The organism is Flavobacterium nitrogenifigens (assembly GCF_003254565.1).
Classification (GTDB): Bacteria; Bacteroidota; Bacteroidia; order Flavobacteriales; family Flavobacteriaceae; genus Flavobacterium; species Flavobacterium nitrogenifigens.
On sequence record NZ_QJRI01000180.1, the window covers coordinates 323,246 to 349,120 of the forward strand.

The window sequence follows — 25,875 nt, forward strand, 5'->3', positions numbered from 1 at the left end:
CTTATTTAAAAACTATCCAACCAAAAAAAAGAAAAATGAAATATCTATTTGTACTATTATTTGCAGGTATATCGGCAGGAGCTCAAGTCCAGAAAGAGCAGCTGAACCTTATGCCTTGGCCTCAGAATGTTGTTATTAATGAAGGTAATTTTAATTTAAGCAAAAACTTTAAAGTTAATATTACAGGAAATCCAAATCCAAGAATTTTTGGAGGAGTAACTCGTTTTTTGCGCCGTTTAGATGGTAGAACAGGTATATTTTTTGAACAAGGTTTTATTGAAAAACTAAATGAAGTTCCAAATGCAGAATTACAAATTAATTGTACCAAAAGCGGTAAAATTGGTTTGTATGAAGACGAAAGTTATCATTTAGATATTACTTCAAACAAAATCACTCTAAACGCATCAAGCGATTTAGGAGCATTGCATGGTTTGGAGACTTTACTGCAAATGCTTCAAAACAATTCAAAAACATTTTATTTTCCAGTTTCAAAAATTTCAGATTTCCCAAGATTTACATGGAGAGGTTTAATGATGGATGTCTCAAGACATTTTCAGCCTATCGATGTTGTTAAAAGAAATATTGATGCATTGGCAGCAATGAAAATGAATGTTTTTCACTGGCATTTGGTTGACGACCAAGGTTGGAGAATTGAAATGAAAAAACATCCAAGATTTACACAAGTAGCTTCGGATGGAATGTATTACACACAAGAGGAAATTAAAAATATCGTAAAATATGCCGATGAGCGCGGTATTTTAATTGTTCCAGAAATAGATGTTCCTGGTCACGGATCTGCAATTTTAACCGCTTATCCAGAAATTGGAAGTAAAGTGATTACGCTGACAGGAGGAACATCCGAAAAAAATATTCAAGGTACAGCAATCGCTACCTATGGAATTGAAAGAAATGCTGGGATTTTTTCACCAACATTAGATCCTTCAAATCCTAAAACATATCAATTATTAAGTGAAGTTTTTGATGAGGTTTGCCCGTTGTTTCCAGGAGCTTATTTCCACATTGGAGGAGATGAAAACGAAGGAAAAGATTGGGATGCAAATCCTAAAATTCAAGAATTTAAAAAGAAACATAATTTAAAGACCAATCACGAACTGCAAACGTATTTTACGATGCAATTGGCTCCGATGCTAAAGAAACACGGAAAACAATTGATGGGGTGGGAAGAAATTTTAACTAAAGATTTATCGAAAGAAGCTATTGTGCATTCATGGAGAGGTCCAAATGAAGGAATGCCAGCAGGTCAATCTTTGGTAGAGGCAGTGAAAAAAGGATACAAAACGGTTTTGTCTAATGGATATTATATCGATTTAATGTATCCAATTGCGAGCCATTACTTAAATGATCCTATGCCAAAAGGAGCTAATTTAACTGGAGACGAAAAAGCTAGAATTCTAGGTGGAGAAGCTACAATGTGGTCAGAATTGGCTACACCAACAACTATAGATTCTAGAATTTGGCCAAGAACAGCTGCAATTGCTGAAAGATTATGGTCGGCAGAAAATATAGTAGATGTTGAAAACATGCGTAAACGTTTAGAGAATATTTCTTTTAGATTAGAAGAATTGGGTATTACACATATTCGTAACAAAGATGTGATTTTAAGAAATATTGCAAATAATCAGGATATCAAATCATTAGAAGATTTTTCAAATGTAAGTGAGCCATTGAAAGGATATACTCGTAATAAAGGTGGAACAGAGTACCAAATGTATTCTCCGTTTACCCTATTCGCAGATGCATGTGGTCCAGATGCCAAAGATGCTCTAGCATTTGATACGGCTGTCAATCAATATTTAGCTAATAAATCGGCAGACAATAAAGCCAAAGTAGCTGCATTTTTCACGAAGTGGATTGCAGTTCACAAAGGCTTAACAGAATTAAGCAATAACGCACCATTGGTGCAGCCAATATTACCATTATCTAAAAAATTGAATGATGCTTCTCAGGAACTGTTATTGGTTTTGGATAATAAATCAACTTTAGCACCAGCAGATCTGAAAAAATTGATTGAACAATGCAATACAAAAGATCATGCCGATGTAGAACTGTCTGTTTATGAGAGTTTAAAGAAATTAATTTAGAGTTGGATTTGAATTAGTATTTAGTACGTTTTTGAGTTACTAATGTTTTTTTAGAGTGTTGATTATCTCTGCCATGCTTATGGCAGAGGTAATTACGATTAAAATTTTGAATTCTGTTTTTTAGACCGAGACAACAATTAAGTAATAAATTATAACAAACTAAAAATAACCAATAACGGAGTATTAACCTTTAAAAAACCAAATAGAGAGAATAAAACAAAACATGACAAAAAAAAGAGTATAGATTGATGAGTCGTCCCAAATTTATCATTTGTATTTAACATTAATTTTTTTAAAAATTATAAATAAATATCAATCACTACTATTGGCTAATGATTATGTAAAAATCAGTAATAGTAATATTTATCTATAGAATTTAATTTGAGTTTATTTCCAATCGACAGCAGCCTTCCAACCTGCAGTTGAGCGAAACCCAGAAGTTTTTATACTGCTGTGGCCCAATTATTTATTTTCTATTAACTAATATTTATTAATTATGAAACATTATTACAGATTGCTCTTTTTGTTACTGTTTCCCTTACTTGCGTTGGCACAACCAGCCCACGGAAAAAAAGTAGTAGGGTATTATGCTCAATGGTCTATCTATGCCCGGGATTTTAATGTTCCGAAAATTGATGGGAGTAAATTGACGCATTTAAATTATTCTTTTTATGGGACCACTTATGATCCTGCCCATCCTGAGAATACAAAATTAAAATGTTTAGACACTTATGCTGATTTTGAGCATATGGAAGGCGGAATTCCTTGGGATGCGCCAGTAAAAGGAAACTTTTATGATTTAATGAAATTGAAAGAAAAGTATCCGCATTTAAAAGTTTTAATCTCTGTAGGAGGCTGGACAAAAGGTCAAGATCTTTCTCCAATTGCTGCAAGTCCTGTAGCAAGGGCGGCTTTAGCAGCAGATATGGCAAACTTCATTACTACATATCCATTTATTGACGGCTTCGACATCGACTGGGAATATCCTCTTTCTGGCGGAACTGACGGTACAGAAATAGTAAATGGTGCGCCTGTTCCTCCACAAAAATATAGCCCAGATGACAATAAAAATTTAGTGCTTTTATTGAAAGCGATGCGTCAGGCAATGCCAAATAAACTGGTTACAATTGCTGCTGGAAACAATGTTAGAAATGTTTCTAAACAGTATTTAGGGCCAAACAACAGAGCACAATACGGAATGACAGAAGATATTTCGACTTATTGTGACTATATCACTTATTTTGGATACGATTTTGGCGGTAACTGGTACGATAAAACTTGTTACAACGCACCTTTATATGCAAGTGGAAACCCTAATGATCCGTTGTATGGCGCAACGCAATCAGAATCATTAGATGAATTGACTAATCAATATTTGAATGTGATTGGTTTCCCTGCGAATAAATTAATCATGGGATTGCCTTTCTACGGAAAAAAATTCGATAACGTTGCTGCAAACTCAACAAACGGATTGTTTGTTTCTGCACCAAGATATGTAGTTCCTGGATGTACAAATCCACAAAACCCAACAGGAACATGGGATGGTTCTGGAGCTTGTGAAAAATCTGGAAGTATCGAAATCTGCGATTTAGTCGGAAATCCAGTTACCAATTCACACGCTTATTTAGATCCAAATACTATGCAGGTTACTGCAAGTGCAGCTTCTGCAGGATGGGTGAGATATTGGGATAACACTACAAAAGTTCCTTATTTATATAATGCTACTTCAAAAGAATTTATTTCTTATGAAGATAAACAGTCAATGGATTTAAAAGTTCAATATATAAAATCTAGAAACTTAGCAGGAGGTATGATTTGGGAATTATCTCAAGATACAAGAGGTTCAATTCCAAATTCATTATTAAACCAAGTTGATACTTCTTTTGGAAGCGTTGTTCCGGGAACAGTTAGTATTTCAGGTTCTGTAAAAAACGGATCGGCTTTGGTTACCAATGTTACAGTTGAATTGCGAAATGCAAGCAATGCGGTAATTCAAACAGTAGTTTCTGCTACAGGAAACTTTGCTTTCAATAATTTAACTTCAGGACAAAATTATTCGCTTACAGCGGTAAAAGCTAGTTATACTTTTGTTCCTGTAAGTTTAACGAATGTTACAGTTAATCAGACTGGAGTAACAATCAACGGATCTCAGCCAACTTATACTGTAAGCGGAACCGTTCTAGACGGAACAACAGGAGTTTCGGGTGTTACAGTTTCAGCAGTTTCTGGAACTACAACATTAACAGGAGTTTCAAATGCAAGTGGAGCTTACAGCGTAGCAGGATTAACAGCAGGTTTAAACTTTACAGTTACCGCTGCAAAATCTGGATTCTCTTATACTCCAGCTTCAACAGTTTACAATGCAATTGATGCCAACAAAACGCTAAATTTCACTCAAGGAGCAGCAGTAGTAACGTACACTGTAAGCGGAACAGTTCTTAACGGAACAACTCCAGTTTCTGGCGTAACAGTAACTGCATCATCTACAGCAGGAAATGTTACTGCAACGACTAATGCAAGTGGATCCTATTCGTTGACTTTAGCTTCTGGCGGAAATTATACAGTAACCGCAGCTTTAACAGGCCAAACATTTACACCAGCATCTACAGTTTATTCTAACTTGAATGCTAATAAAACATTGAATTTTACTCAAGATGTTGCAACAACTACGAGCAAAATTAGCGGAACAGTTAAAAACGGAACAATTCCTGTTGCTGGCGCAAAAGTAGAATTGGTTTTACCTTGGACAGATAATTCACATCCGTGGAAAAGTGTTTTGGCAACAACAGATGCACAAGGAAAATACAGTTTTGATAATGCAGTTGTTGCAGGATATACAACAATTACAAGTTTAAAACTAAATACTTGGTCAAATGGAGAAGTGAATTATTACCCAAATAATTTGGCAAACTTTCCTGTTCCATCGACTCCAACTGTTTACAACTTTAATACAAGTTCAACGGCCAAAGCAGCATTGGCAGCAGCTACAAACTTAATCAGCGGAACTGTAAAAAATGGTTCTACGCCTGTAGCGAATGCTAAAGTGGAAATCGTTTTACCTTGGACAGATAATACACATAACTGGAAAAGTGTTCTAGCAACAACAGATGCATCAGGAAATTATACTTTCGATAATTCAGTTGTAGCAGGTTATAATCAGATTTTAAGCTTGAAATTAAATTCTTGGCAAAATGGGGAAGTAGCGTATTACCCAAATAACTTGGCAAATTTTGCTGTTCCAACAACGCCAACAATTTATAATTTCAATACACAAACAACAGTTGTGACTAAGCCAGTGGTTGCCATTACAGCTCCAACAGCTTCGTCGATAGCTATAAACTTAGGATCATCAATTAATTTTGTGGCAAGTGTAGGATTAAGTGCCGCTGATGCTACAACAATCTCATCTGTTGTATTTAGTTTAGACGGACAAACTATAAGTGCTACCAATTCATCAGGAACTTATACATCGGTTTGGACACCGGTTGCTAATCAGTTTGGAGTTTCTCACACGTTAACCGTTACTGCTACAGCATCAAACGGACAAACAGATTCAAAAACTTATAGTTTTACATTAACTTGTTCAGGTGCAAATTGTCCAAACACATTACCTGTAATTACTTGGAATTCGCCATCAAATACAACTGTTTACCAAAGTTCTTTCCAAGCTGTGCCAATTTCAGTTACAGCTGTTGATAGTGACGGATCGGTTTCTGGTGTTACGATTACCATAAACGGTGGTACATTTAATATGACAGCAGGTGCAAATAATACTTATACGTACAGTTTTACGCCAACTGCTTATCAGGATTATCCAATTGTAATCAAAGCAACAGATAATAAAGCTGCGGTAACAACATTAAACAATACAATTAAAATTGCAACAATAAGTGGTAATAGATTTATTCCGCTTCCATCTAAAATTATTTTAGGATACGCGCATTCTTGGGAAAATACGTCTGCTCCATTTTTATATTTTTCTCAAATAAAGGGAAGTAAATTTAACGTAGTTGATTATTCTTTCGTAGAAACAGTGAATCGTGATGGTTATACGCCAATATTAACTACAAATGACGCTAGATATTTGACTAATGGCGTTTTCGATAAGCAATTATTGAAAAATGATATCAAAACTTTAAGAGATAGTGGCGTTCCTGTTATTGTTTCTATTGGAGGTCAAAATGGTCATGTTGTTTTAGAAAATGTAACTCAGAAAAATATTTTTGTTAATGGTCTAAAAGCCATTATCGACGAATATCAATTTGATGGAGTTGATATTGATTTTGAAGGCGGATCTATGAATTTTAGCGCAGGAGGTTTAAGAGATATTTCTTATGCTGGTATTTCTGCTTATCCAAGATTGAAAAACGTAGTAGATGCTTTCAAAGAATTAAAAGCGTACTATGGTCCTGGATTCTTGTTGACTGCAGCTCCAGAAACACAATACGTACAAGGAGGATATACGACTTATACGGATACTTTCGGTTCGTTTTTGCCAATTATTCAAAACTTGCGTAATGAGTTAGATTTGTTAGCAGTACAATTGTATAACACAGGAGGAGAAAACGGATTAGACGGTCAATATTATGGCACGGCTAAGAAAGCAAACATGGTTACAGCCTTAACTGATATGATCATAAAAGGATATAACATTGCTTCAACAGGAATGCATTTTGATGGCTTGCCAGCTTCAAAAGTTCTTATTGCATTGCCAGCTTGTCCAAGTGCAGCAGGTAGCGGATATCTAACTCCTACAGAAGGAATCAATGCTATGGATTATTTAAGAAACGGAACCAATTTCTCTGGAAGAACATACACTATGCAGCCAGGCGGACCGTATCCTTCTTTAAGAGGTTTAATGACTTGGTCGGTAAACTGGGATGCTTCTTCTTGTGGAAATTCATCTGAATTGTCTAAAGCGTATGCAGCTTATTTTGCATCACAAGCTACAGCAAAAACATTGGCTGTAGAAGATATAACGGCTGAAAGCAATACGACTGTGGCTTATTTTAGAAACAATACTTTGTCGGTATCTAATGAAACAGAAGAAATTGCTCAAGTTGATGTATTCAATACGATAGGGCAGAATGTTACAAGCCATAGAAATCTCCAAAACAATAAAGAAGTATTGCTTAATAGCCCAAGTTTTGCTAGTAAACAAATATTTGTTGTGATTGTAACAGACAAATCTGGACACAAAAAGTCATTGAAAGTAATGAACTTTTTAAACTAAAATAAAAGAATTGAAAATTTAGAAATAAGAAAGTTGGGACGGTTAAAATTGAGTTTGGTTATTTATTTTTTAACCTAATTTTTATTTCTTAAATGCTGTGAATTGAGGTAATTTGTTATTTGGTTTTTGCCTCAAGTAGCGCATTATGAACCTGGCAATTTTTGTTGCCAGGTTTTTTTTATAACTTTTAATAAATGAAATAATAACTCAATATAGTACACGGATGAGGCGGATTTACTTCGTAAAGACGCGGATAAAAACGGATTCTTTATATTAATCTATCTAAAAAATTAAATAAAAAAATCTGTTTTTAGCCGCGTTTTCGCGTTAGCGAATCTGCATCATCCGCGTACCATTTCTAAACAATTAACCCAAATTAAAAACTATTTTAATTACTTTTGATTTTACAATTATCGCATAAAACTTCATGAAAAAAATATTTGCCCTTTTAATCACCTTTTTAAGTTTTACTACTTCTTTCAGTCAAAATAAATTCGGAAATCCAGAAGTCGATCCTGTTCAAATTCAGAAAACTTACGAGCAATGGTCGGTTTATAATAAAGGAATTATGCTCTCGAGAGATTTCACTGCACTTGATGCTGAATCAAAAGAAATCTCAAAAGAAGTTTTTTTAGATCAATTAGCAAACGGAAATTTCATTCCAGTTCGATTGAAATCAGAAGCGAATGTTTACGTTTATAAATTATTTAAAATTCAGCCAAAAACAGATACAAGTATAAAAGCAACAATTAACCAAATTGGTTTTGATGCTTTTAAAAATTATAAAATGGAAGGAACCGCTTTTCCGCAATTCTCATTCAAAGATTTAGACGGAAATCTGGTAACCAACGAATCCATGAAAGGAAAAATAATTGTGATCAAATGCTGGTACATTCACTGCACGCCATGCATTAGAGAATTTCCACAAGTCAACAAATTAGTCGAAGAATACAAAGACCGAAAAGATATTGTTTTTATGAGTTTAGCCGAAGATTCAGCAGAACAATTAAAAACATTTTTAGCCAGAAAACCATTATCCTATTCTGTGATTCCTGATATGAAAGAATACATGAATAATGCTTTGCAGTTGAATTCTTTCCCAACACATTTCATTCTAAACAAAGAAGGAATGATTACAAAAGTGCTTCCTAATTTTGAAAGTCTTGAAGTGGCACTATCTAAAGAAAGTAAACTTTAGTTTTTTAACCGTATAAGTTCATATAAGAGATTGTAAGTGTTTTTTACTATTGCAGAAATTATAAGTTTAGTTTTCAATGAACTTATATCACTGATATGGTTGAAATTATTCCTTTTTTAATTTCATTATTTCTCTGTCAAAATCAGATAAATATTCTCTGTCTTGGATAATTCTATATTTGTCAAACTCCATTTCTGCTTTAATTTTTGCTTTGAGAAAAGATATTTTTCCTTTATCTATTAATATTGGATAATTGGAAAGTTGCAAAAAATTATTTAGAAAAATTGTCCAATCTTCCATTTGCATAATAATTTGACGTTTAGCATAATTTTCGGCAAGATCCAAGTAAGCGGAAACAATTCGGTTTAGTTCTTGTAGGTGCGCCTCATTTAAATAATTCTTAGCAACACTGACATCACTTTTCTGAATCTTTCCATTTGGAGCATCTTTCCATGTTGAAAGTCCCATATAGATTTTAGTTGCATCTGCTTCTGTATAAATAATTTCGGCAGCAGTTTTACCAGTAATTGCCCAATGAAGTTTGTTTTGAACAATTGCAAAAAAAGTTTTGGTTTCTGAACTATCTCTTTCATAATTTGCAGAAAGAGCATAAATATCTGTTATTTTTTGGTAAAAACGTCTTTCAGAAGTTCTAATTTCACGAATTCGCTCCAGTAATTCTTCAAAATAATCTTTACCGAAAGCTTTTCCATTTTTCAGCATTTCATCATTAAGAACAAACCCTTTAATAATAAATTCTTTTAAAGTTTTGGTCGCCCAAATTCTAAACTGAGAAGCTTGTTTAGAATTTACTCTATAACCGACTGCAATAATAGCGTCGAGATTATAAAAATCAATTTCTCTGTTTACTTCTCTTTTCCCTTCAACTTGAACTGCTCGAATTTTTCGAGTAGTTGAATCAGGCTCTAATTCTAAGCTTTTAAAAATTTCTTTTAAATGATATGTTATAGTATTTGATTCGACTCCAAACAATAAGCCCATTGTTTTTTGAGAGAGCCAAAAGTTTTCATCCAAAAAAGTAACTTCAATATTGATATTGGCTTCAGAGGTTTGATATAATAAAATTGGCGCTTGCATAATTCAACTAAAATAAGAAGTGAAGATAAGTAAAATGTAATTTTAAACAATATAAGTTATGTAAGAAAATTTAAGTTTAGCTTTAACAAACTTATATTATTTAAATAGTTTTGTTTTTTCCTTAAAATTCTTTACTCTGCGCCTTCGCGACTTTGCGAGAAACCTTCATCAGCATAAAAAACCTTAGCACCTTAGCATCTTTGCAACTTAGAACCTTTTTCACTACTTTTGCACCAAATTAATTAAAAAGACATTCATGTTAACAGTCAATAATTTATCAGTTCAGTTTGGTAAAAGAATTTTATTCGACGAAGTAAATACTACGTTTACTCACGGAAATATTTACGGCGTTATTGGAGCTAATGGAGCAGGAAAATCTACTTTCTTAAAAGTGATTTCGGGCGATATTGATCCAACTTCAGGGCATATTCATTTAGAGCCAGGAAAACGTATGTCGGTTTTAAACCAGAACCACAACATGTTCGACGAGCATACCGTTTTGGAAACCGTTTTAATGGGAAATAAAGTTCTGTACGCTGTTAAAAAAGAAATGGATGAACTTTATTTAGATTATAATGATGCGAATGCAGACAGAATAGGGGAGTTACAAGTTCAGTTTGAAGAAATGAACGGATGGAACGCCGATTCTGATGCAGCAGCAATGTTATCTAACTTAGGAATCACAGAAGCAGATCATTATACTTTAATGGCTGATATGGAAGGAAAAATGAAAGTTCGTGTGCTTTTGGCGCAGGCACTTTTCGGAAATCCTGATTTGCTGATTATGGATGAGCCTACCAACGATTTGGATTTCGAGACAATCGCTTGGTTAGAAAACTTCTTAGCAAACTACGAAAATACTGTAATCGTTGTATCTCACGACCGTCACTTTTTAGATGCGGTTTGTACACATATTTCTGATATTGATTTCGGAAAAATCAATCACTATTCAGGAAACTATACTTTCTGGTACGAGTCTAGTCAATTGGCAGCAAAACAACGTGCGCAGCAAAACAAAAAAGCAGAAGAGAAGAAACAAGAGTTGGAAGAATTTATTCGTCGTTTTAGTGCAAACGTGGCGAAATCGAAACAAGCAACTTCTCGTAAAAAAATGATTTCGAAATTAAATATTGCCGAAATCAAACCATCTAGCCGTCGTTATCCTGCAATTATTTTTGATCAGGATCGTGAAGCTGGAGATCAGATTTTGAATGTTGAAGGTTTAGCAGCTTCTGTAGATGGAGAAGTTTTGTTCAAAGATGTTGATTTGAATATGGCAAAAGGCGATAAAATCGTTCTTTTCTCTAAAGATTCACGTGCTACAACGGCTTTCTACGAAATCTTAAACGGAGAACAAAAAGCAGACGCTGGAAGTTTTGACTGGGGAATTACAACCAACCAAGCGTATTTGCCAGCAGAAAACCATAAATATTTCGAAAACGATTTGAGTTTAGTAGACTGGTTACGTCAGTACGCTAAAACAGAAGAAGAGCGTGATGAGGTATTTATTAGAGGTTTCTTAGGGAAAATGATTTTCTCTGGAGAAGAAGCTTTAAAAACGTCTAGAGTTTTATCAGGAGGAGAAAAAGTACGTTGTATGTTGTCTAGAATGATGATGGAGCGTGCTAACGTTTTAATGCTAGATGAGCCAACAAACCACTTAGATCTAGAATCTATTACAGCTTTCAACAACTCATTGAAAAACTTTAAAGGTTCTGTAATCTTCACAACACATGACCACGAGTTTGCGCAAACAGTTGGTAACAGAATCGTAGAATTGACACCAAACGGAGTTATCGATCGTTACATGACATTTGACGAATATCTTGATGATGAAAAAATTCAGGAACAAAGAAAGAAGATGTACAATCTTTAATTTTTGAAATTCCAATATATTAAAAATCCCAAATTCCAAATAAAACTTGGAGTTTGGGATTTTTTGTGTTTAAAAATATAGCCACTAATTACACGAATTTCCACGAATTAAATTTGTGCTAATTTGTGTAATTCGTGGCAAAAAAAAACAATCACAGCTATAAAAATTGGAATTTGGGATTTTTTAATTTGTTATTTATCACTTATTTACTTCCAAACATTTTGGCGAAAATCCAGATAATAATCGCAATAATAAAAATTACGATAAAAATCCCGAATCCCATTCCGGCTTTAAAAATGTCTCCTATAACTTCACAGCTTGTAAATGAAAATAGTATTAAGAATACCATTAACAATCTTAGTATTTTATTTTGCATGATTCTGATATTTTAAATTGATACTTAAAATTAATTCACGAATCAGGGAAATGTGTTATAGAATTTTTTGGAAATGTTTTAGGATTTATATTATTTAGATTTTAGTATAAAAGATAATTATTCATATTTTGAAATTATTTGTTGGAATTCATAGTCGTCTTTGTGTAACTCCCAATCGCTATCGTTCTTTACATGACTTAAAAGCACATCTTTATTTTTTAAACTTTTATCAAGTAGTGCTAACGAATTTACTTTATCGTTTAATAATGCGTATAAGCAGGCTAAATTATAACTTTTGCCACCTAAATTAACAGCGGTATTTAGTAATTTTAAACTTTCTTCAAGAAGTTCAGGTTTGTTACGTAATTTTGAATATTCTGCCAAAGCAAATCCCCATTTACCATGTATCTCATGACTTTTAGGTGCTAAACTTTGGGAGATTTTAAATTTTTCAAAAGATTCATAGAACAATTTATCATCATTATCATTCTTACCAAAATGAAAAAGAGTATCAGCCCAATTTGCAAATAAAGTTGGATTAGTATGATCTAAGATATAAGCCTCTTCATATTTTTCTAGACTTTCTAAATAGAATTTTCTGTCTTTTGTAATTTTTGCTATCTCACATAAATTGTCAGCCCAAAAAATTAAACAAAGTTGACTATCAGGCTCTCTTTCGTATGCAAGACTAATTTTCTCAATACTTTCATGATATAATTTTTCATCATTTTTATTTTTAGCTTTTTGACTAAGGAAAAAAGCCCAGTTTATATAAGCGTCAGATTGTGAATCGTCAAGTTTTGCAGCCTTTTTGCAATTTAAAATCCCTTCATTATATAATTCATTATTATCATCTATTTTGAAGTTGTCATATAATGCGGCTGCCCAATTATTAAAAGTTTGATAATTTTTTGGGTCTAACTTAGAAGCTTTGCTAAATTTATCAAAACTTTCTTTGAATAAATCCTTATTGTTTTGTGATGTTGCTTTTTGTGATATTTCGCTAGCCCACGTTAAATAATATTTTGCTAGTAATTTCTTTATTTCGGGATCTTTAAGGGGTTCTGATTTTTTTTCAATGTTTTCAATTTTTGTTTGATTGAAGTTTTTATTGATTATTTCATCTATTATTTCTTTTTGTAGAAGATTTTTATCTATACTTTCTTTTAAAGCTCTATTTTCAACCATTTCACCTTTTTCAAATTGTTGAATGGCTAGTTGAACATCTTTTTTTACAATTTCTAATCTTTCTTTTACACCCTTAAAATGCTCCTTGTCTTCTATATCAACGATGTTTTCTAAAGTAAGACTTAAAGAGGTAAAAGGCGTGTCAATTATTGCTGGTTGAGGCAATTTTAATTCACTATTAAGTTGTAGCATAAATGAATCTGAATCATAACCTTTTATCAAAAAAGCATTTGTGTTATCTTTTTGAAGTAAATTTGTGCATACTCTATCGCATGGATTATTTTGATTATATGAAATCCAATAAAGGCCATTGTCAAATCTCCCTAGTTTTGTTATATGTTGAAAAATAGGGTCTTCTCCGCTATATCCTAAAAATATCCATACTCTTTGGTTTTTAATACTGCTTAAAATAGGGGGAATCATTTCATTTACTTTGGCCATTTCTTCTTTTGTATTAAGAAGCCATAAACCATGATGCTGACCATGTAAATAAACAACTGATTTTTCTTTAAAACTTGTTGTGGTTAAGTCTTTTAAAATTGCCATGTCATAAGTGGGAGGGAATTCATTGAACAAAGCCAATGCTCTAAGCATTAAATTGTCAAAATTCACAGTAAGAACATAATCAACATATCCATTGATTATTAATTGTGCTAAATAAATATGAGTTACATTTATTTTAGCCTCCTCAATATATTGTTTCAACAGTTTATTCCTTTCAAAAGGAGTAAGACAAGACATTAAAGTTGGATATGTTTTGTCGCTTTCTTCAAGATTTTTGATGTTAGGCTTATCTGCATATTTAATTAATATATCCTTTGTTATTTCTGCTGCAAGAGGAACTCCTCCTGATTTAGAAGCTCCAGCACCCAAAAATACAATCGGTTTAGGAAGGTTTTCCTGTTTCGCTTGATTTATCAAGTATGCTAAATCTTCAATAGTAGCTGTATTCATATATCTTAAATAACTTAGTTAGTGTTTTGGTTTTGCTAAAATATGATTTTAATCAAAATTTCTTTGAAAAGTAAGATTTTATTTCTTTAAATATTTGGTTGGAATATTTAAAAAATATATTTCCAACCCCAACACCCCAACAAATAAAATCAGATTCCGTATATTTGCGCAACCAAACATTACAATCACTTATGAGTCAAAAAGTATTACTTAATTCGAAAGAAGTTACTATCATACTGCATCGTTTGGCTTGTCAGTTAATCGAAAAACATCTTGATTTCTCTGAAACTATTTTAGTGGGAATTCAGCCAAGAGGTGTTTTTTTAGCTGAACGTTTAAAACAAATATTAGAGAACGAATACAAGGTTCCTGAAATTTCTTTAGGATATCTGGACATCACTTTTTTTAGAGATGATTTCCGTCGTACTGATAAACCGCTTGAAGCCAATAAAACCCAAATCAATTTTATAGTCGAAGACAAAAAAGTCATTTTTATTGATGATGTTTTGTTTACCGGAAGAAGCATTCGTTCTGCCTTAACTGCCATTCAATCTTTTGGAAGACCTTCAGAGATTGAATTATTGGTTTTAATTGACAGACGCTTCAGCCGTCATTTACCAATTCAGCCCGATTACCGTGGACGTCAGGTAGATGCTATTAATGGCGAAAAAGTAATTGTAAGCTGGAAAGAAAATGATGGTGAAGATGTTGTTCACCTAGTGACGAATTAAGTTTAATCGGTTAACCGGTTAATTGTTTAATCGGTAATTACACCGATTAAGCGATTTGAAAAAAAACGATTAAACAATTCAACGATTAAACATATAAACACACACAATGAAAGAATTAAGCGTAAATCATTTATTAGGAATTAAATATATCAACGAGAATGATATTAACCTGATTTTTGAAACGGCAGATCATTTTAAAGAAGTCATTAATAGACCAATTAAAAAAGTTCCTTCATTACGAGATATTACCATTGCCAATATTTTCTTCGAAAACAGTACCAGAACCAAACTCTCTTTCGAATTAGCGCAGAAACGTTTATCTGCTGATGTGATCAGTTTTTCTGCAGCTCAGTCATCGGTTAAAAAAGGAGAGACCTTGATTGATACTGTAAACAATATCCTTTCGATGAAAGTGGATATGGTTGTAATGCGCCACTCTAATCCCGGAGCGGCTTATTTTTTATCTAAAAATGTAAAAGCAAGTATCGTAAACGCCGGAGACGGAGCGCACGAACATCCAACTCAGGCTTTATTAGACAGTTATTCTATCAGAGAAAAACTGGGAGATGTTGCTGGAAAAAAAGTAGTTATTGTAGGTGATATTCTGCATTCGAGAGTTGCCTTATCCAACATATATGCTTTGCAGATGCAAGGCGCAGAAGTAAAAGTTTGCGGGCCAAAAACATTGATTCCGAGATATATTGAATCGCTTGGTGTTACAGTTGAACCGAATTTACGCAAAGCTTTAGAATGGTGTGATGTTGCCAATATGCTTCGCGTACAAAACGAACGTATGGATGTGAATTTCTTCCCATCAACACGCGAGTACGCTCAACAATACGGAGTAGATAAACCGCTTTTGGATTCATTGGGAAAAGAAATCGTAATCATGCACCCGGGACCAATCAATAGAGGAGTAGAGATTACTTCTGAAGTTGCTGATTCGGATCAGTCTGTGATTTTAAATCAGGTGGAGAATGGTGTAGCAATTAGAATGGCGGTTATTTATTTGCTGGCTTCTAAGATTCAGCAATAATTTTGTTTCTGGTTTAAAATTTAACCGCAAAGTTCGCAAAGAGCTACGCGAGGTTCGCAAAGCTTTGTTTTTTCTTGTGTACTTTGCGAAAAAACCTTGCGAACTTTGCGGTTAAGCTCATAAAGTTTGGCAACTTAAATTTGAAACTTGAAACAAAAAAAAACTTAGTAAATTAGCATCATAAAATATAAGCCCCTATAAATTATAAAATGAAAGTAGATCAAAAAGGACATACCGTTACGATTAAAGATACTCAAGGAGATGTAAATGCTTTCTTGGAAAAAGTGACGCAACAATTTAAGACCTTTGAAAAACAAAATATTATAATCGATTTATCAGCTGATTCTAATATTTCAGAAAATGATTTAAAAGCTTTTTTACCGCTATCTAAAGCTCAGAAAAAAGCAAAAAAATCGTTTGTAATTGTAGCAACAGATCTTGATTTTAATGCTATTTCAGATAAATTGGCTGTAGTGCCTTCTCTTTTAGAAGCTCACGATATTATCGAAATGGAAGAAATAGAAAGAGACTTAGGTTTCTAATAATTAACAATTGATAATTAAAAATTAATAATTGTCAATTATCAATTTTTAATTGAGAAATGAAGTTAACTATACTTGGCTGTTATGCCGCAACTCCCAGAACGCTTACTAATCCGACCGCGCAGGTTTTAGATATTAAGAACAGATTGTTTTTAATTGACTGCGGTGAAGGAACTCAGGTACAGCTTCGTAAGAACAAGATTAAATTCTCAAAAATCAATCACATTTTTATCTCACATCTTCATGGAGATCATTTGTTTGGATTGATTGGCACTATTTCCACTTTTTCGCTTTTAGGAAGAACCACAGATTTACATATTTATGGACCAAAAGGAATTAAGGAATTGATCTTAATTCAATTAAAATTGACAGAATCTTGGACGACTTATTCTTTGTTTTTTCATGAATTAGAATCTAAAGAAAGTGAAGTTATTTTTGAGGACAAAAAAGTTATTGTAAAAACAATTCCGCTAAAGCATCGTGTTTATACAAATGGATATCTTTTTCAGGAAAAACCAGATGAAAGAAAACTAGATGTGGAGGCAGTTCAGCGCTATAATATACATATTGCTTATTATCAGAAAATAAAAAACGGAAGCGATATTACGCTTGATGATGGAACTGTAGTGGCGAATGCAAAACTTACTTTTGATCCACCGCCAGCCAAAAGTTATGCATTCTGTTCTGATACAGTTTACAATGAAGAGATAATTCCGATTATACAGAATACAGACATTTTATATCACGAATCGACGTTTCTGGAATCTGAAGCTAGACTGGCAGAAAAAACACTGCACTCGACAGCAAAAGAAGCTGCAAATATTGCTTTAAAGGCCAATGTAAAACAGCTTATTTTAGGCCATTATTCAACTCGTTACGATGGTTTGGAGCCATTTAAAAGAGAAGCAGAGGAAGTTTTTCCAAATGTACTTTTGGCAGATGATGGGGTAAGTTTTGAGTTTTAAAAAAAGATGCTAAGATTCTAAGGTGCTGAGGTTCTAGGTTTTCTTGAAACTTGAAACTTGAAACAAAATAAACTAAAATCAAAAACTATGAACGATTTAAGTAATTATAGAAAATCTTACGAGAAAAGCGAATTACTGGAAACGAATATTCCAGAAGATCCGATTAATCTTTTTAACCGATGGTTTCATGAAGTGGAAGATTTTGGCGGAAGCGGGGAGGTAAATGCTATGACGGTTTCGACAATTGGATTGGATGGTTTCCCGAAATCGCGTGTGGTTTTATTGAAGAAATTTTCTGAAGAAGGGTTTATATTTTATACCAATTACAATTCAGAAAAAGGGAAAGCTATTGAAGCAAACCCAAATGTTTGTTTGTCTTTTTTTTGGCAGGAAGCAGAACGCCAAGTTATTATAAAAGGAATTGCACAAAAGACGTCAGAGATTATTTCAGACAATTATTTTGATTCTCGTCCTGATGGCAGTAAGCTCGGAGCGATTGTTTCTCACCAAAGTGAAGTGATTCCATCCAGAACATTCTTAGAAGAAAACTTAAAAAAACTAGAAACTGAGTTTGAGGGAAAACCAATTCCGAGACCTGAAAATTGGGGCGGTTATATTGTGACTCCACTACAAGTTGAATTCTGGCAAGGAAGACCAAATAGACTTCATGATAGGATTCGTTATACTAGTCAGTCAGATTTTTCTTGGAAGATTGAAAGGTTATCTTCGTAAAAGTATTTTTACGTAGGAATTTTATATTTGAAATTAAAAAATAAGTGCATTTCATCGATTATTTTTGCACTTTAACGGTAAATTGAATACGTTTGGGATACAATAATGCAAACGATATTTATTCAAAGATAAATTTAAAGGATTTGCCCCAACATTTACTTTAAACCGCTAAAATGCTGATGATTATGAAAAAGATTACGCGCACCATGTTGTTCATTGCGATTTTGTTCGCAATGAACGCATGTTCTGCTGACACTGCCGAAGCAAGCTCGGATTCTACAACTCCAACAGAAACGCTTGTTGCAAACTACACCTATAACGATACTGAAATAGAAACGATGAGACTGATAAACGAATACCGTGTGAGTATTGGTTTGAATGCCTTGGAAAGAATTAATCATATATCATTTAAATGTGAAGAGCATAATAAATATATGATTGCAAATAATGTTGTGGATCATAACGATTTTGTGGCAAGATCTAGCAATATGACTAGTGTATTGGGGGCAAAGAAAGTTGGAGAGAATGTTGCCTACAATTATAAAACACCCGAAGCAGCTTTAAGAGCTTGGCTGGATAGTCCAGGTCACAAAGAAAATATAGAAGGAGATTATACTCATTTTGGATTGTCTGTAACGACAGATCCAGCTACTGGAAAAAAATATTATACTAACATTTTTGTTAAGCTTTAAAGATTTATTGAACAGGTTGGTTTTTTAGAAGTCGTTGTGATTCATAGAATTGCAACGACTTTTTAAATTAAAAAAAGCTGCCAATTTTGGCAGCTTTTTTTGTATTTCTATTATTAAGATTATAAGGCAGTAATAATAAATTCGCTTCGTCTGTTGGCTTGATGTTCTGCTTCAGTACATGGAACGCCATCTGCGCATTTATTTACAAGTTCTGTTTCGCCATATCCTCTTCCAGTTAGACGTTTCGGAGAAACTCCATTTTTAACCAGCCATTGAATTGTTGATTTTGCTCTTCGATCAGATAAAGCTTCATTGTATTGGTGAGAAGCTCTACTGTCTGTATGCGAACGAATGTCTAGTTTCATATTAGGATAGTCGTTCAGAACAGCCAGTATTTTTTCTAGATCCAATGCTGCTTCGGTTCTAATATTTGATTTATCCAAATCGAAATAGATCATTTTAATTCCGAAACATTTTCCTAAATCATCGCCTACAGTAACTTTGCAGGTTGCTTTTTCCAATGCAATTGGCAAGTTTGTTTTACCGCTTGTTTTTTCAATCGTTACGCTGAGCTCTCTAGTTGTATATTCTGGTTTTTCAGCTCTGACGTAATATGTTTTTCCGCACTCTACAGCAAAGGAGTAAAGCCCTGAGCCATCTGCAACAGCAGAGTTTTTAAGATTCATCTGATCGTCATACAGGGTAACTTTTGCACCTGGGAGCACTTCTCCCGTTTCGGCATCTGTTATAGCACCGTATAGTTCTTGAATGCATCTGAGTCTTTTGGTTTCTAGGAATTTGTAGATATCATCAGAGCCCTGTCCGCCCTCTTTGTTGGAACTGAAAAATCCTCTTCTTGTTTCGGGATCAATGATGTACGCAAAATCATCTTTTGGCGAATTGACATCTGCACCCACATTTTGGATATTGCTTACTTTTCCGCTATTGTCAATATCGCCGACAAAGACATCTAAACCTCCCAAACCTGGATGTCCGTCAGATGCAAAATAAATTTCGTTTTCGCTAGTCAGATAAGGATATGTTTCTTTCCCTTCGGTATTAATGCTATTTCCGAGATTTTCTGGCGGGCCATAGCCTCCATTCGGATTTATGCTTACTTTATATATATCTGACTCTCCAATAGTTCCTGGCATATCAGAAGCAAAATAGAGTGTTTTTTCATCTGGACTAAGAGCTGGGTGAGCCGTACTATAATTATTACTATTAAAAGGAAGCTCTGTAATATTGGTCCATTTATTATCTTTTCCCAGCTCTGCTTTGTAAAGTTTGATTAAGGTAACTTTGTTTTCGTCTTTTCCTTTTTTTCCATCAATATAGTTGTTCCTGGTAAAATAAACTGTTTTTCCATCTTTTGTAAACACAGGAGACGCCTCATGAAATTTGGTATTAATAGCCGATTTAAATTTATTTACTTTTGATGGGCTCCCAGTGACAGAATCTAAATCAGCATTATAAATATTGGTAAAATATTCTCCTGTCCATTTGTGTTTGCGTTGCGAAAAATTTCCCGTATCGCGAGCTGAAGCAAAATATATTTTGTTGTTGTAAATAAATGATCCGTAATCTGAGTATTTGCTATTTATACCCGCGTCTTCTATCTGGTACCTCCCAGAATTTGCTTTAATCTGGTCCAAGTAGTTTACATCTTCTTTGTAAAGTTTTCCTCTGCTGTCATTTTTAGAGATAGCATTAAACTCATCTAGAAGCTTATTGGCTTTGTTAATGTCGCCAGTAGATTTTAGAGATTGAGCATATCTAAAATAGTATTCTGGTTCAACATTTGTATTCATTGCAAATAATTCGCCATACCATTTTGCCGCATTTTGAAAATCTGAATTAAAATAATAGGCATTCCCCAGTTTTTTAAACATGTCTTCAGATTTGTAGCCTTTGGCGGCAACCTTTTCATAGGTTTTTATTGCATCGATATAAGCATAGCCGTCATATTTTTTGTCTGCATTATTTATTTTTGACTGCTGTGCATAACTGCTAAATGAAAAAGCACCTATAATTGTAATTAAAAGTAGTGTATAGTTTTTCATGATACCTAATTTTTAGAAGAAACGAGGAGTTGTCATTTTGCCTTTGTTTGAGAAGAATTCATAGCGAAGGAAAATTTCGTGTGATCCTGAATTATAGTTGTTTAAGTTTGTGGTTTCTCGGTCATACCCATAACCTAAATAAAGTCCGTCTGTGATTTGAAATCCGACCATAGCGCTTAAAGAAGCACTCCATCTATAGGCTGCACCAAGCATAAATTTATCATAGAACATAAAGTTGGCTGAAAGATCTACTTGAAGTGGTGCACCCTGAACCATTTTTGCTAGAACTGCAGGTTTAAATTTTACATATTCATATTTGTCAAGATTAAATACGTAACCTCCAATTAAATAATAATTAATTTTGTCTTTATAAATGGCTACGTCATTGTTATCGTAGCGATTTGTTTCGATAAAATTTGGAACAGACAAACCAATATAAGCTTTATCAGAATGCCAATAAACTCCCGCTCCGACATTTGGACTGAATTTATTATTTAGATCCTGAAATTGAGGATCTCCCTGATCTGCAGGATTTAATTTGTTTACATCTAAATTGAAGATATTTGCAGTTCCTTTAATACCAAATGAAAGTTTAAAATCTGCAGATGTCTGAACAGTATAGGAGACATCGACTGATATATTATTCTCATTGGTAGGACCAATTTTGTCATTTACTAATGAAGCGCCTACACCAATTCTGCTATTATTTATAGGAGAGTTAACTGAAAAACTGCTTGTTTCTGGTGCTCCGTCGAGACCTACCCATTGGGTGCGGTAAAGACCAAAAATACTAAGTGCTCCACGAGAACCTGCATAGGCAGGATTTATATTTATTGTGTTGTACATATACTGCGTATACTGTGCATCTTGCTGTGAATACCCTGAACATGTAACTAACAGAATGACGAAGAAAAATAATTTTGTTCTCATAGTAGATTTTATTTAATAATTACTATTGACTATTTAAATCATTGAATTTCAATGTGTTCTATTCGAAATTAATCAAATTTTTCGGATTTTTTTAACACTCTGTAAACGCTAAGTTTACAGAGTGTTTTTAATTACTATTTGGATAGATATAAATATCCGTCTAATTTATGTTCTTGAACATTGTTGTTTCCATCCAGAGATTTATAGTTAATAATGTAAAAATAAGTTCCAGTTGGTAATCCATCAGATTGCTTAACAGTTGTTCTTCCTCTTGAGGTTCCATCAAAAGCATTAGTTGTATTGTTGTAGTTTGTAGTTTCAAAAACTAAAACTCCCCAGCGATTGTATATTTCGACAGAATTGCCTGGATAACAAGTGGTATCATCGATATTGTCAATTTTAAAGAAATCGTTTATGTTATCGCCATTTGGAGAAAAAGCATTATGTACTAACACTTTGCCACAAGCCAAAACTCTACAATCATCATTAATTTCCATATTTAAAACGATACTTCTTGGACATCTTTCGTCAGCTATTATATAGTCAAAAACATAATTGCCTAATGCTAAACCAAACGGATTAAGAATATTTCCTTGAAGTGCATTAGTATTGTTTCGATCTTGCCAAACTCCAGTTAATGGGCTTCCTTCAGGAAGCAGGCTGTTCAAGTTAACTAATGTCGAATCATCGGTACATGCTGTGCCGCTTACTTCTACAACACCATTTGGAATTACTATAATGGTAACAACTGCAGAATCACAGTTTAGAGAACTTAATTTGTCACAGATTGTATAGCTATACGTATAAGTACCAGCAGGCGTTAAACTTGACACATTTACATTTCCAGAAGCATCAAAAGTAATGTTTGGATCTGTTTTAGTGTTGTTTCCTTCTGCAAGAAGTGTAAAGTTTACTAATTCTATCGTTACAGGGATTGTTCCTTTCAAATCGTTGCTTAATACATTGCCTACTAGTCCAAAAGTGTTACATCCAATATTACTGTAGGTATCATCATTAGCTACAATTGGAGAAATTACAACAACAGTCACTATAGCTGTATCACAGTTTCCAAAATCGGCTTTTTCACAAATTTGGTATGTTAATGTGTAAGTACCGCCAGGTGTGTTTGCAGCAACATCTACAGATCCGTCAGGGTTTAAAGTTATTGAGCCCGTTGGGTCTGCAACAGTTGTTGTTAATGTTACATCATTTATATTTACGGCAGTGCCATTTAATGTGTCATTAGTTAAAGCATTAATCACATTGGTTTGTGCTGCATTTCCAATTATTGGTGCAGGATTATCATCATTTGCCACAATAGCAAATGTTGGTCTAGCAGTACAGAACGGATCGGCAGGAGGATAGCTAACTGTAATAGTCTGACTAGGATTTAGAGATAGGGTCACATTTGCTGTTGGACGTAATTTTTCGAATCCATCAGCTCCTTCAATCCATCTGTTATTTTCAAAAATCCAGCCTGGCCAGTCAATTCCTTTTCCTTGATCATCTACTACAGCTCCTGGCCACAGTACACGTCCACTTAAAGGCAGATCGGTCATTGTTGTTATTACATTGTTACTGCTGTCTGCCCATGCTATGGTCACACCATTTACAGGAGTAAAGTTTTCTGGTGTTACTACATAGTCAAGGTAAGGAACATCGTTTACGCATATAGCTGTCGCACTTACAGTCATAACAGGAGCTTCTATTGTAACGGTAACAGTTGCGGTATCGCAGTTATCTGTCTGATCGGCTTCGCAGATTTGATATACCATTGTTAATGTTCCTACTGGAGCATTTGGCAATACATCAACTGAACCATCAGCATTTAATTGCAAGAATTCGTTTGGTGTTACAGTTGTTATGATTACATCAGATGCAGTTATAGGATTTCCTTCTAAAGTATCATTTGGTAATACATTTAATACATTAGTAGTAGTATGGTTTACACCTGCAATCGGACCTGCGCTGTCGTCATTAGCTACAATGTCTTTGTATTCTTTGCAGCTAACTCCGAAATCAAGATCTAAATGAACTAAATCTTCTGGTGTAACATTCACTACATAGCCACTATCTGTTGTAGTTTTACAAACGGTGTGCAACTGTGCTTTGCTTGTTTTTCCAGCTATGTTTTTAGCAGACATTGAAGGAATAACTTTTACTAAGCCAGAAAATCCTAAGTTTGTAGCCATAATGTCGAAATTTGCATCTCTTACCAATTTTACTGTATATTGTCCGTAAGGATTTTCTGTTTCAGGACGTTCTCTCCAGTATCCTGCAATTCCTACAATAACATCTTTATGGTATCCATTTGGACCATCTACAATTACATTTGGACTAAGTGCATTTCCGAAACCACCAGCATTTAATTCCCCAACATTTTGAGAACCAGCAAAGCTTCCGTCTCCGTTAAGATCTATCCATTCCCATTGGCTATAGTCAATAGCTCCATTTGAATCTGGAATATTTTTGGTAACCGAACCATCATTATTGGCATCGTACCATTCATCTTGAACTCCGTTACTATTGGTATCGTACCAAACATAATCTCCAAGAACAGGAAGATTAGATTTTCCATATTTGAAATTATGAACTTGGAAAGCACATTCTTCTAAAGTAGTAAAGAATAAGCTAGAATCAACAGGGTATAATTGGTATACGCTATTTAAATTAGCATCTTGTACTTGTACCAAATAACTTCCTGCAGGCATTCCTGTGAAACTGTACATTCCGTCTGCCCCTGTAATGCGCATTTGTATTGGTCCTGTAGTTGTTCCCTGAGGAATCAATGTTACAGGTACATTTGCAAGAGGAGTGTTGGTATCTACATTTATGATTTGTCCTGATATTTTTACTCTATAATTTGGTTCTGTAATCACAACTGTTGCGGTTGCTGTACAAGTTTCATTTCCAGTATTTACTGAAGATGTTGCAGTAAGTGTATAGGTTCCAGCTGGTAGATTAGTATTTCCAACTACCTCATTATTTTGATTGGTAATAACTACAGTGGCTCCAGCACTGCTGGTAACTGCAATTGAACCGTCGCTTTCTCCTTGGCAGCTTACATTTGTAACAATACCGCTTACAGAAACTTTATTTTCAACTGTAAAGGTTTGAACTAATTCAGTTTTATTGCCTGCACAGTCTGTTAGAGTATAAGTTCTAGTTAAGATATAAGATTCACCATTACATCCTGTTCCTCCATTGTTAGTGTCTTTTATAGTAATATTTACAGTTCCTGAGCAATTGTCTGTGGCATCTTTTATGTCATCTGGACTTCCTGCAGGAATGTCTGCTGCACTTTGTAGATTAGCAACATCTGCTGGTGCAGTACCTGTTGGAGGCGTAGTATCTCTTACTGTTATTATTTGAGTATGAGAAATTAAATTTCCTCCACAATCACTTGTAGACCAGTTACGAGTTAAGGTGTATTCTGTACCGCATTCGTTTTTAATGTCGCTTTTAGTTTCACTGAAAACAATTGGTAAATTTCCATTGCAATTATCAGAAGCTTCCATATTAAATGGTTCTGGAACTGCGTCACATGAAACTGTAATATCTGTAGGAAGCTCACCAGCAAAAGTTGGTTTTGTAGTATCCTGAATGGTGATCACCTGAGTGAAAGTGTCAGATGTGTTACCGCAGTTATCTTTTACAGTCCAAGTGTTGGTGTAAGTTCCAGCGTTTGCGCAGCTTTCAGAGGCAACAAAAGATCCGCTCACTTTTTCGATGTTTAGAACATCCGCATCGCAAAGGTCAGAAGCTGTAGGAAACTGAGCCTGAGCAGCTGCAAGACCAACCGCATCACTGCATTCCAAGGTTACATTTAAAGTGCCTGCAATAGTATTCCAAGTTGGAGCGGTAGTATCCTGAATGGTGATTACCTGTGTAAAAGTGTCAGAAGTATTTCCGCAGTCGTCTTTTACGGTCCATGTGTTGGTGTAAGTTCCTGCGTTTCCGCATCCTTCAGAAGCCACAAACTGTCCGCTTACTTTAGTGATGTTTAAAACATCTGCATCGCATAAATCTGAAGCTACTGGGATTTGAGCTTGAGCAGCAGCAAGACCTTCTGTGTCATTGCATTCTAAAGTCGCATTTAGAGCTGTTGGAGCAGTTGTCCAAGTAGGAGCAGTTGTATCCTGAATGGTGATCACCTGAG

At 34.3% G+C, this 25,875-nt stretch carries 16 protein-coding genes; 10 read left to right on the plus strand and 6 right to left on the minus strand.

Features of this window, described 5'->3' with window-relative positions; all coding sequences use genetic code 11:
- Window positions 1-35: 35 nt before the first annotated feature.
- The 3 genes from DM397_RS19990 (at window position 36) to DM397_RS20000 (ending at window position 8,533) form a co-directional block, all read left to right on the plus strand.
- A complete protein-coding gene (locus tag DM397_RS19990) occupies window positions 36-2,102 on the plus strand; it encodes a beta-N-acetylhexosaminidase (RefSeq protein WP_111379203.1) in 2,067 nt (688 codons plus the stop codon).
- Window positions 2,103-2,598: 496 nt separating this feature from the next.
- Window positions 2,599-7,335, plus strand: coding sequence for a T9SS-translocated chitinase ChiA (gene chiA / locus DM397_RS19995; protein WP_111379204.1), 4,737 nt, complete (start codon window positions 2,599-2,601; stop codon window positions 7,333-7,335).
- A 427-nt stretch (window positions 7,336-7,762) separates the two neighbouring features.
- Window positions 7,763-8,533: a TlpA family protein disulfide reductase gene (locus DM397_RS20000; protein WP_111379205.1), complete on the plus strand. Its 771-nt coding sequence runs from the start codon at window positions 7,763-7,765 to the stop codon at window positions 8,531-8,533.
- A gap of 105 nt (window positions 8,534-8,638) precedes the next feature.
- Here DM397_RS20000 and DM397_RS20005 read toward each other — a convergent pair whose 3' ends face one another.
- Window positions 8,639-9,631 (minus strand): virulence RhuM family protein, encoded by a 993-nt coding sequence (locus tag DM397_RS20005; protein ID WP_111379206.1) that lies wholly within the window; start codon window positions 9,629-9,631, stop codon window positions 8,639-8,641.
- Between the two features lie 256 nt (window positions 9,632-9,887).
- Between DM397_RS20005 and DM397_RS20010 the strand changes: the two genes are divergently transcribed.
- Window positions 9,888-11,507 (plus strand): ABC-F family ATP-binding cassette domain-containing protein, encoded by a 1,620-nt coding sequence (locus DM397_RS20010; protein ID WP_111379207.1) that lies wholly within the window; start codon window positions 9,888-9,890, stop codon window positions 11,505-11,507.
- Window positions 11,508-11,709: 202 nt separating this feature from the next.
- On the opposite strand, the gene DM397_RS23960 is transcribed toward DM397_RS20010, so the two are convergent.
- Both DM397_RS23960 and DM397_RS20015 read right to left on the minus strand, forming a co-directional pair.
- A complete protein-coding gene (locus DM397_RS23960; protein ID WP_167511670.1) occupies window positions 11,710-11,883 on the minus strand; it encodes a hypothetical protein in 174 nt (57 codons plus the stop codon).
- Window positions 11,884-12,000: 117 nt separating this feature from the next.
- Complete coding sequence (locus tag DM397_RS20015) at window positions 12,001-14,025, minus strand: TPR end-of-group domain-containing protein (protein ID WP_111379208.1); 2,025 nt, start codon at window positions 14,023-14,025, stop codon at window positions 12,001-12,003.
- Window positions 14,026-14,216: 191 nt separating this feature from the next.
- On the opposite strand from DM397_RS20015, the gene pyrR reads away from it, so the two are divergent.
- From pyrR to DM397_RS20045, 6 genes are all read left to right on the plus strand, one after another.
- The gene (pyrR, locus tag DM397_RS20020; protein ID WP_008468864.1) at window positions 14,217-14,756 is read left to right on the plus strand and encodes a bifunctional pyr operon transcriptional regulator/uracil phosphoribosyltransferase PyrR; all 540 of its coding nucleotides are present in this window, start codon (window positions 14,217-14,219) and stop codon (window positions 14,754-14,756) included.
- Window positions 14,757-14,862: 106 nt separating this feature from the next.
- Window positions 14,863-15,792 (plus strand): aspartate carbamoyltransferase catalytic subunit, encoded by a 930-nt coding sequence (locus DM397_RS20025; RefSeq protein ID WP_111379209.1) that lies wholly within the window; start codon window positions 14,863-14,865, stop codon window positions 15,790-15,792.
- A 209-nt stretch (window positions 15,793-16,001) separates the two neighbouring features.
- On the plus strand, window positions 16,002-16,334 hold the full coding sequence (locus DM397_RS20030; RefSeq protein ID WP_111379210.1) for a ribonuclease Z: 333 nt from the start codon (window positions 16,002-16,004) through the stop codon (window positions 16,332-16,334).
- Between the two features lie 59 nt (window positions 16,335-16,393).
- On the plus strand, window positions 16,394-17,299 hold the full coding sequence (locus tag DM397_RS20035; RefSeq protein ID WP_111379211.1) for a ribonuclease Z: 906 nt from the start codon (window positions 16,394-16,396) through the stop codon (window positions 17,297-17,299).
- An 87-nt stretch (window positions 17,300-17,386) separates the two neighbouring features.
- Window positions 17,387-18,031 carry a pyridoxamine 5'-phosphate oxidase gene (pdxH, locus tag DM397_RS20040; protein ID WP_111379212.1) on the plus strand — a complete coding sequence of 215 codons (645 nt, stop codon included), beginning with the start codon at window positions 17,387-17,389 and terminating at the stop codon, window positions 18,029-18,031.
- A 185-nt stretch (window positions 18,032-18,216) separates the two neighbouring features.
- Entirely contained in the window at window positions 18,217-18,723 is a 507-nt protein-coding gene (locus DM397_RS20045; RefSeq protein WP_167511671.1) for a CAP domain-containing protein, read from the plus strand.
- 119 nt (window positions 18,724-18,842) lie between these two features.
- Here the strand turns inward: DM397_RS20045 and DM397_RS20050 are convergent, their stop codons facing one another.
- From DM397_RS20050 to DM397_RS20060, 3 genes are all read right to left on the minus strand, one after another.
- The gene (locus DM397_RS20050) at window positions 18,843-20,786 is read right to left on the minus strand and encodes an OmpA family protein (RefSeq protein ID WP_111379213.1); all 1,944 of its coding nucleotides are present in this window, start codon (window positions 20,784-20,786) and stop codon (window positions 18,843-18,845) included.
- Between the two features lie 12 nt (window positions 20,787-20,798).
- Window positions 20,799-21,716: a PorP/SprF family type IX secretion system membrane protein gene (locus tag DM397_RS20055; protein ID WP_111379214.1), complete on the minus strand. Its 918-nt coding sequence runs from the start codon at window positions 21,714-21,716 to the stop codon at window positions 20,799-20,801.
- A 134-nt stretch (window positions 21,717-21,850) separates the two neighbouring features.
- Window positions 21,851-25,875, minus strand: a 4,025-nt coding sequence (locus DM397_RS20060) for a T9SS type B sorting domain-containing protein (RefSeq protein WP_162615504.1), incomplete at its 5' end; no start/stop codon positions are given.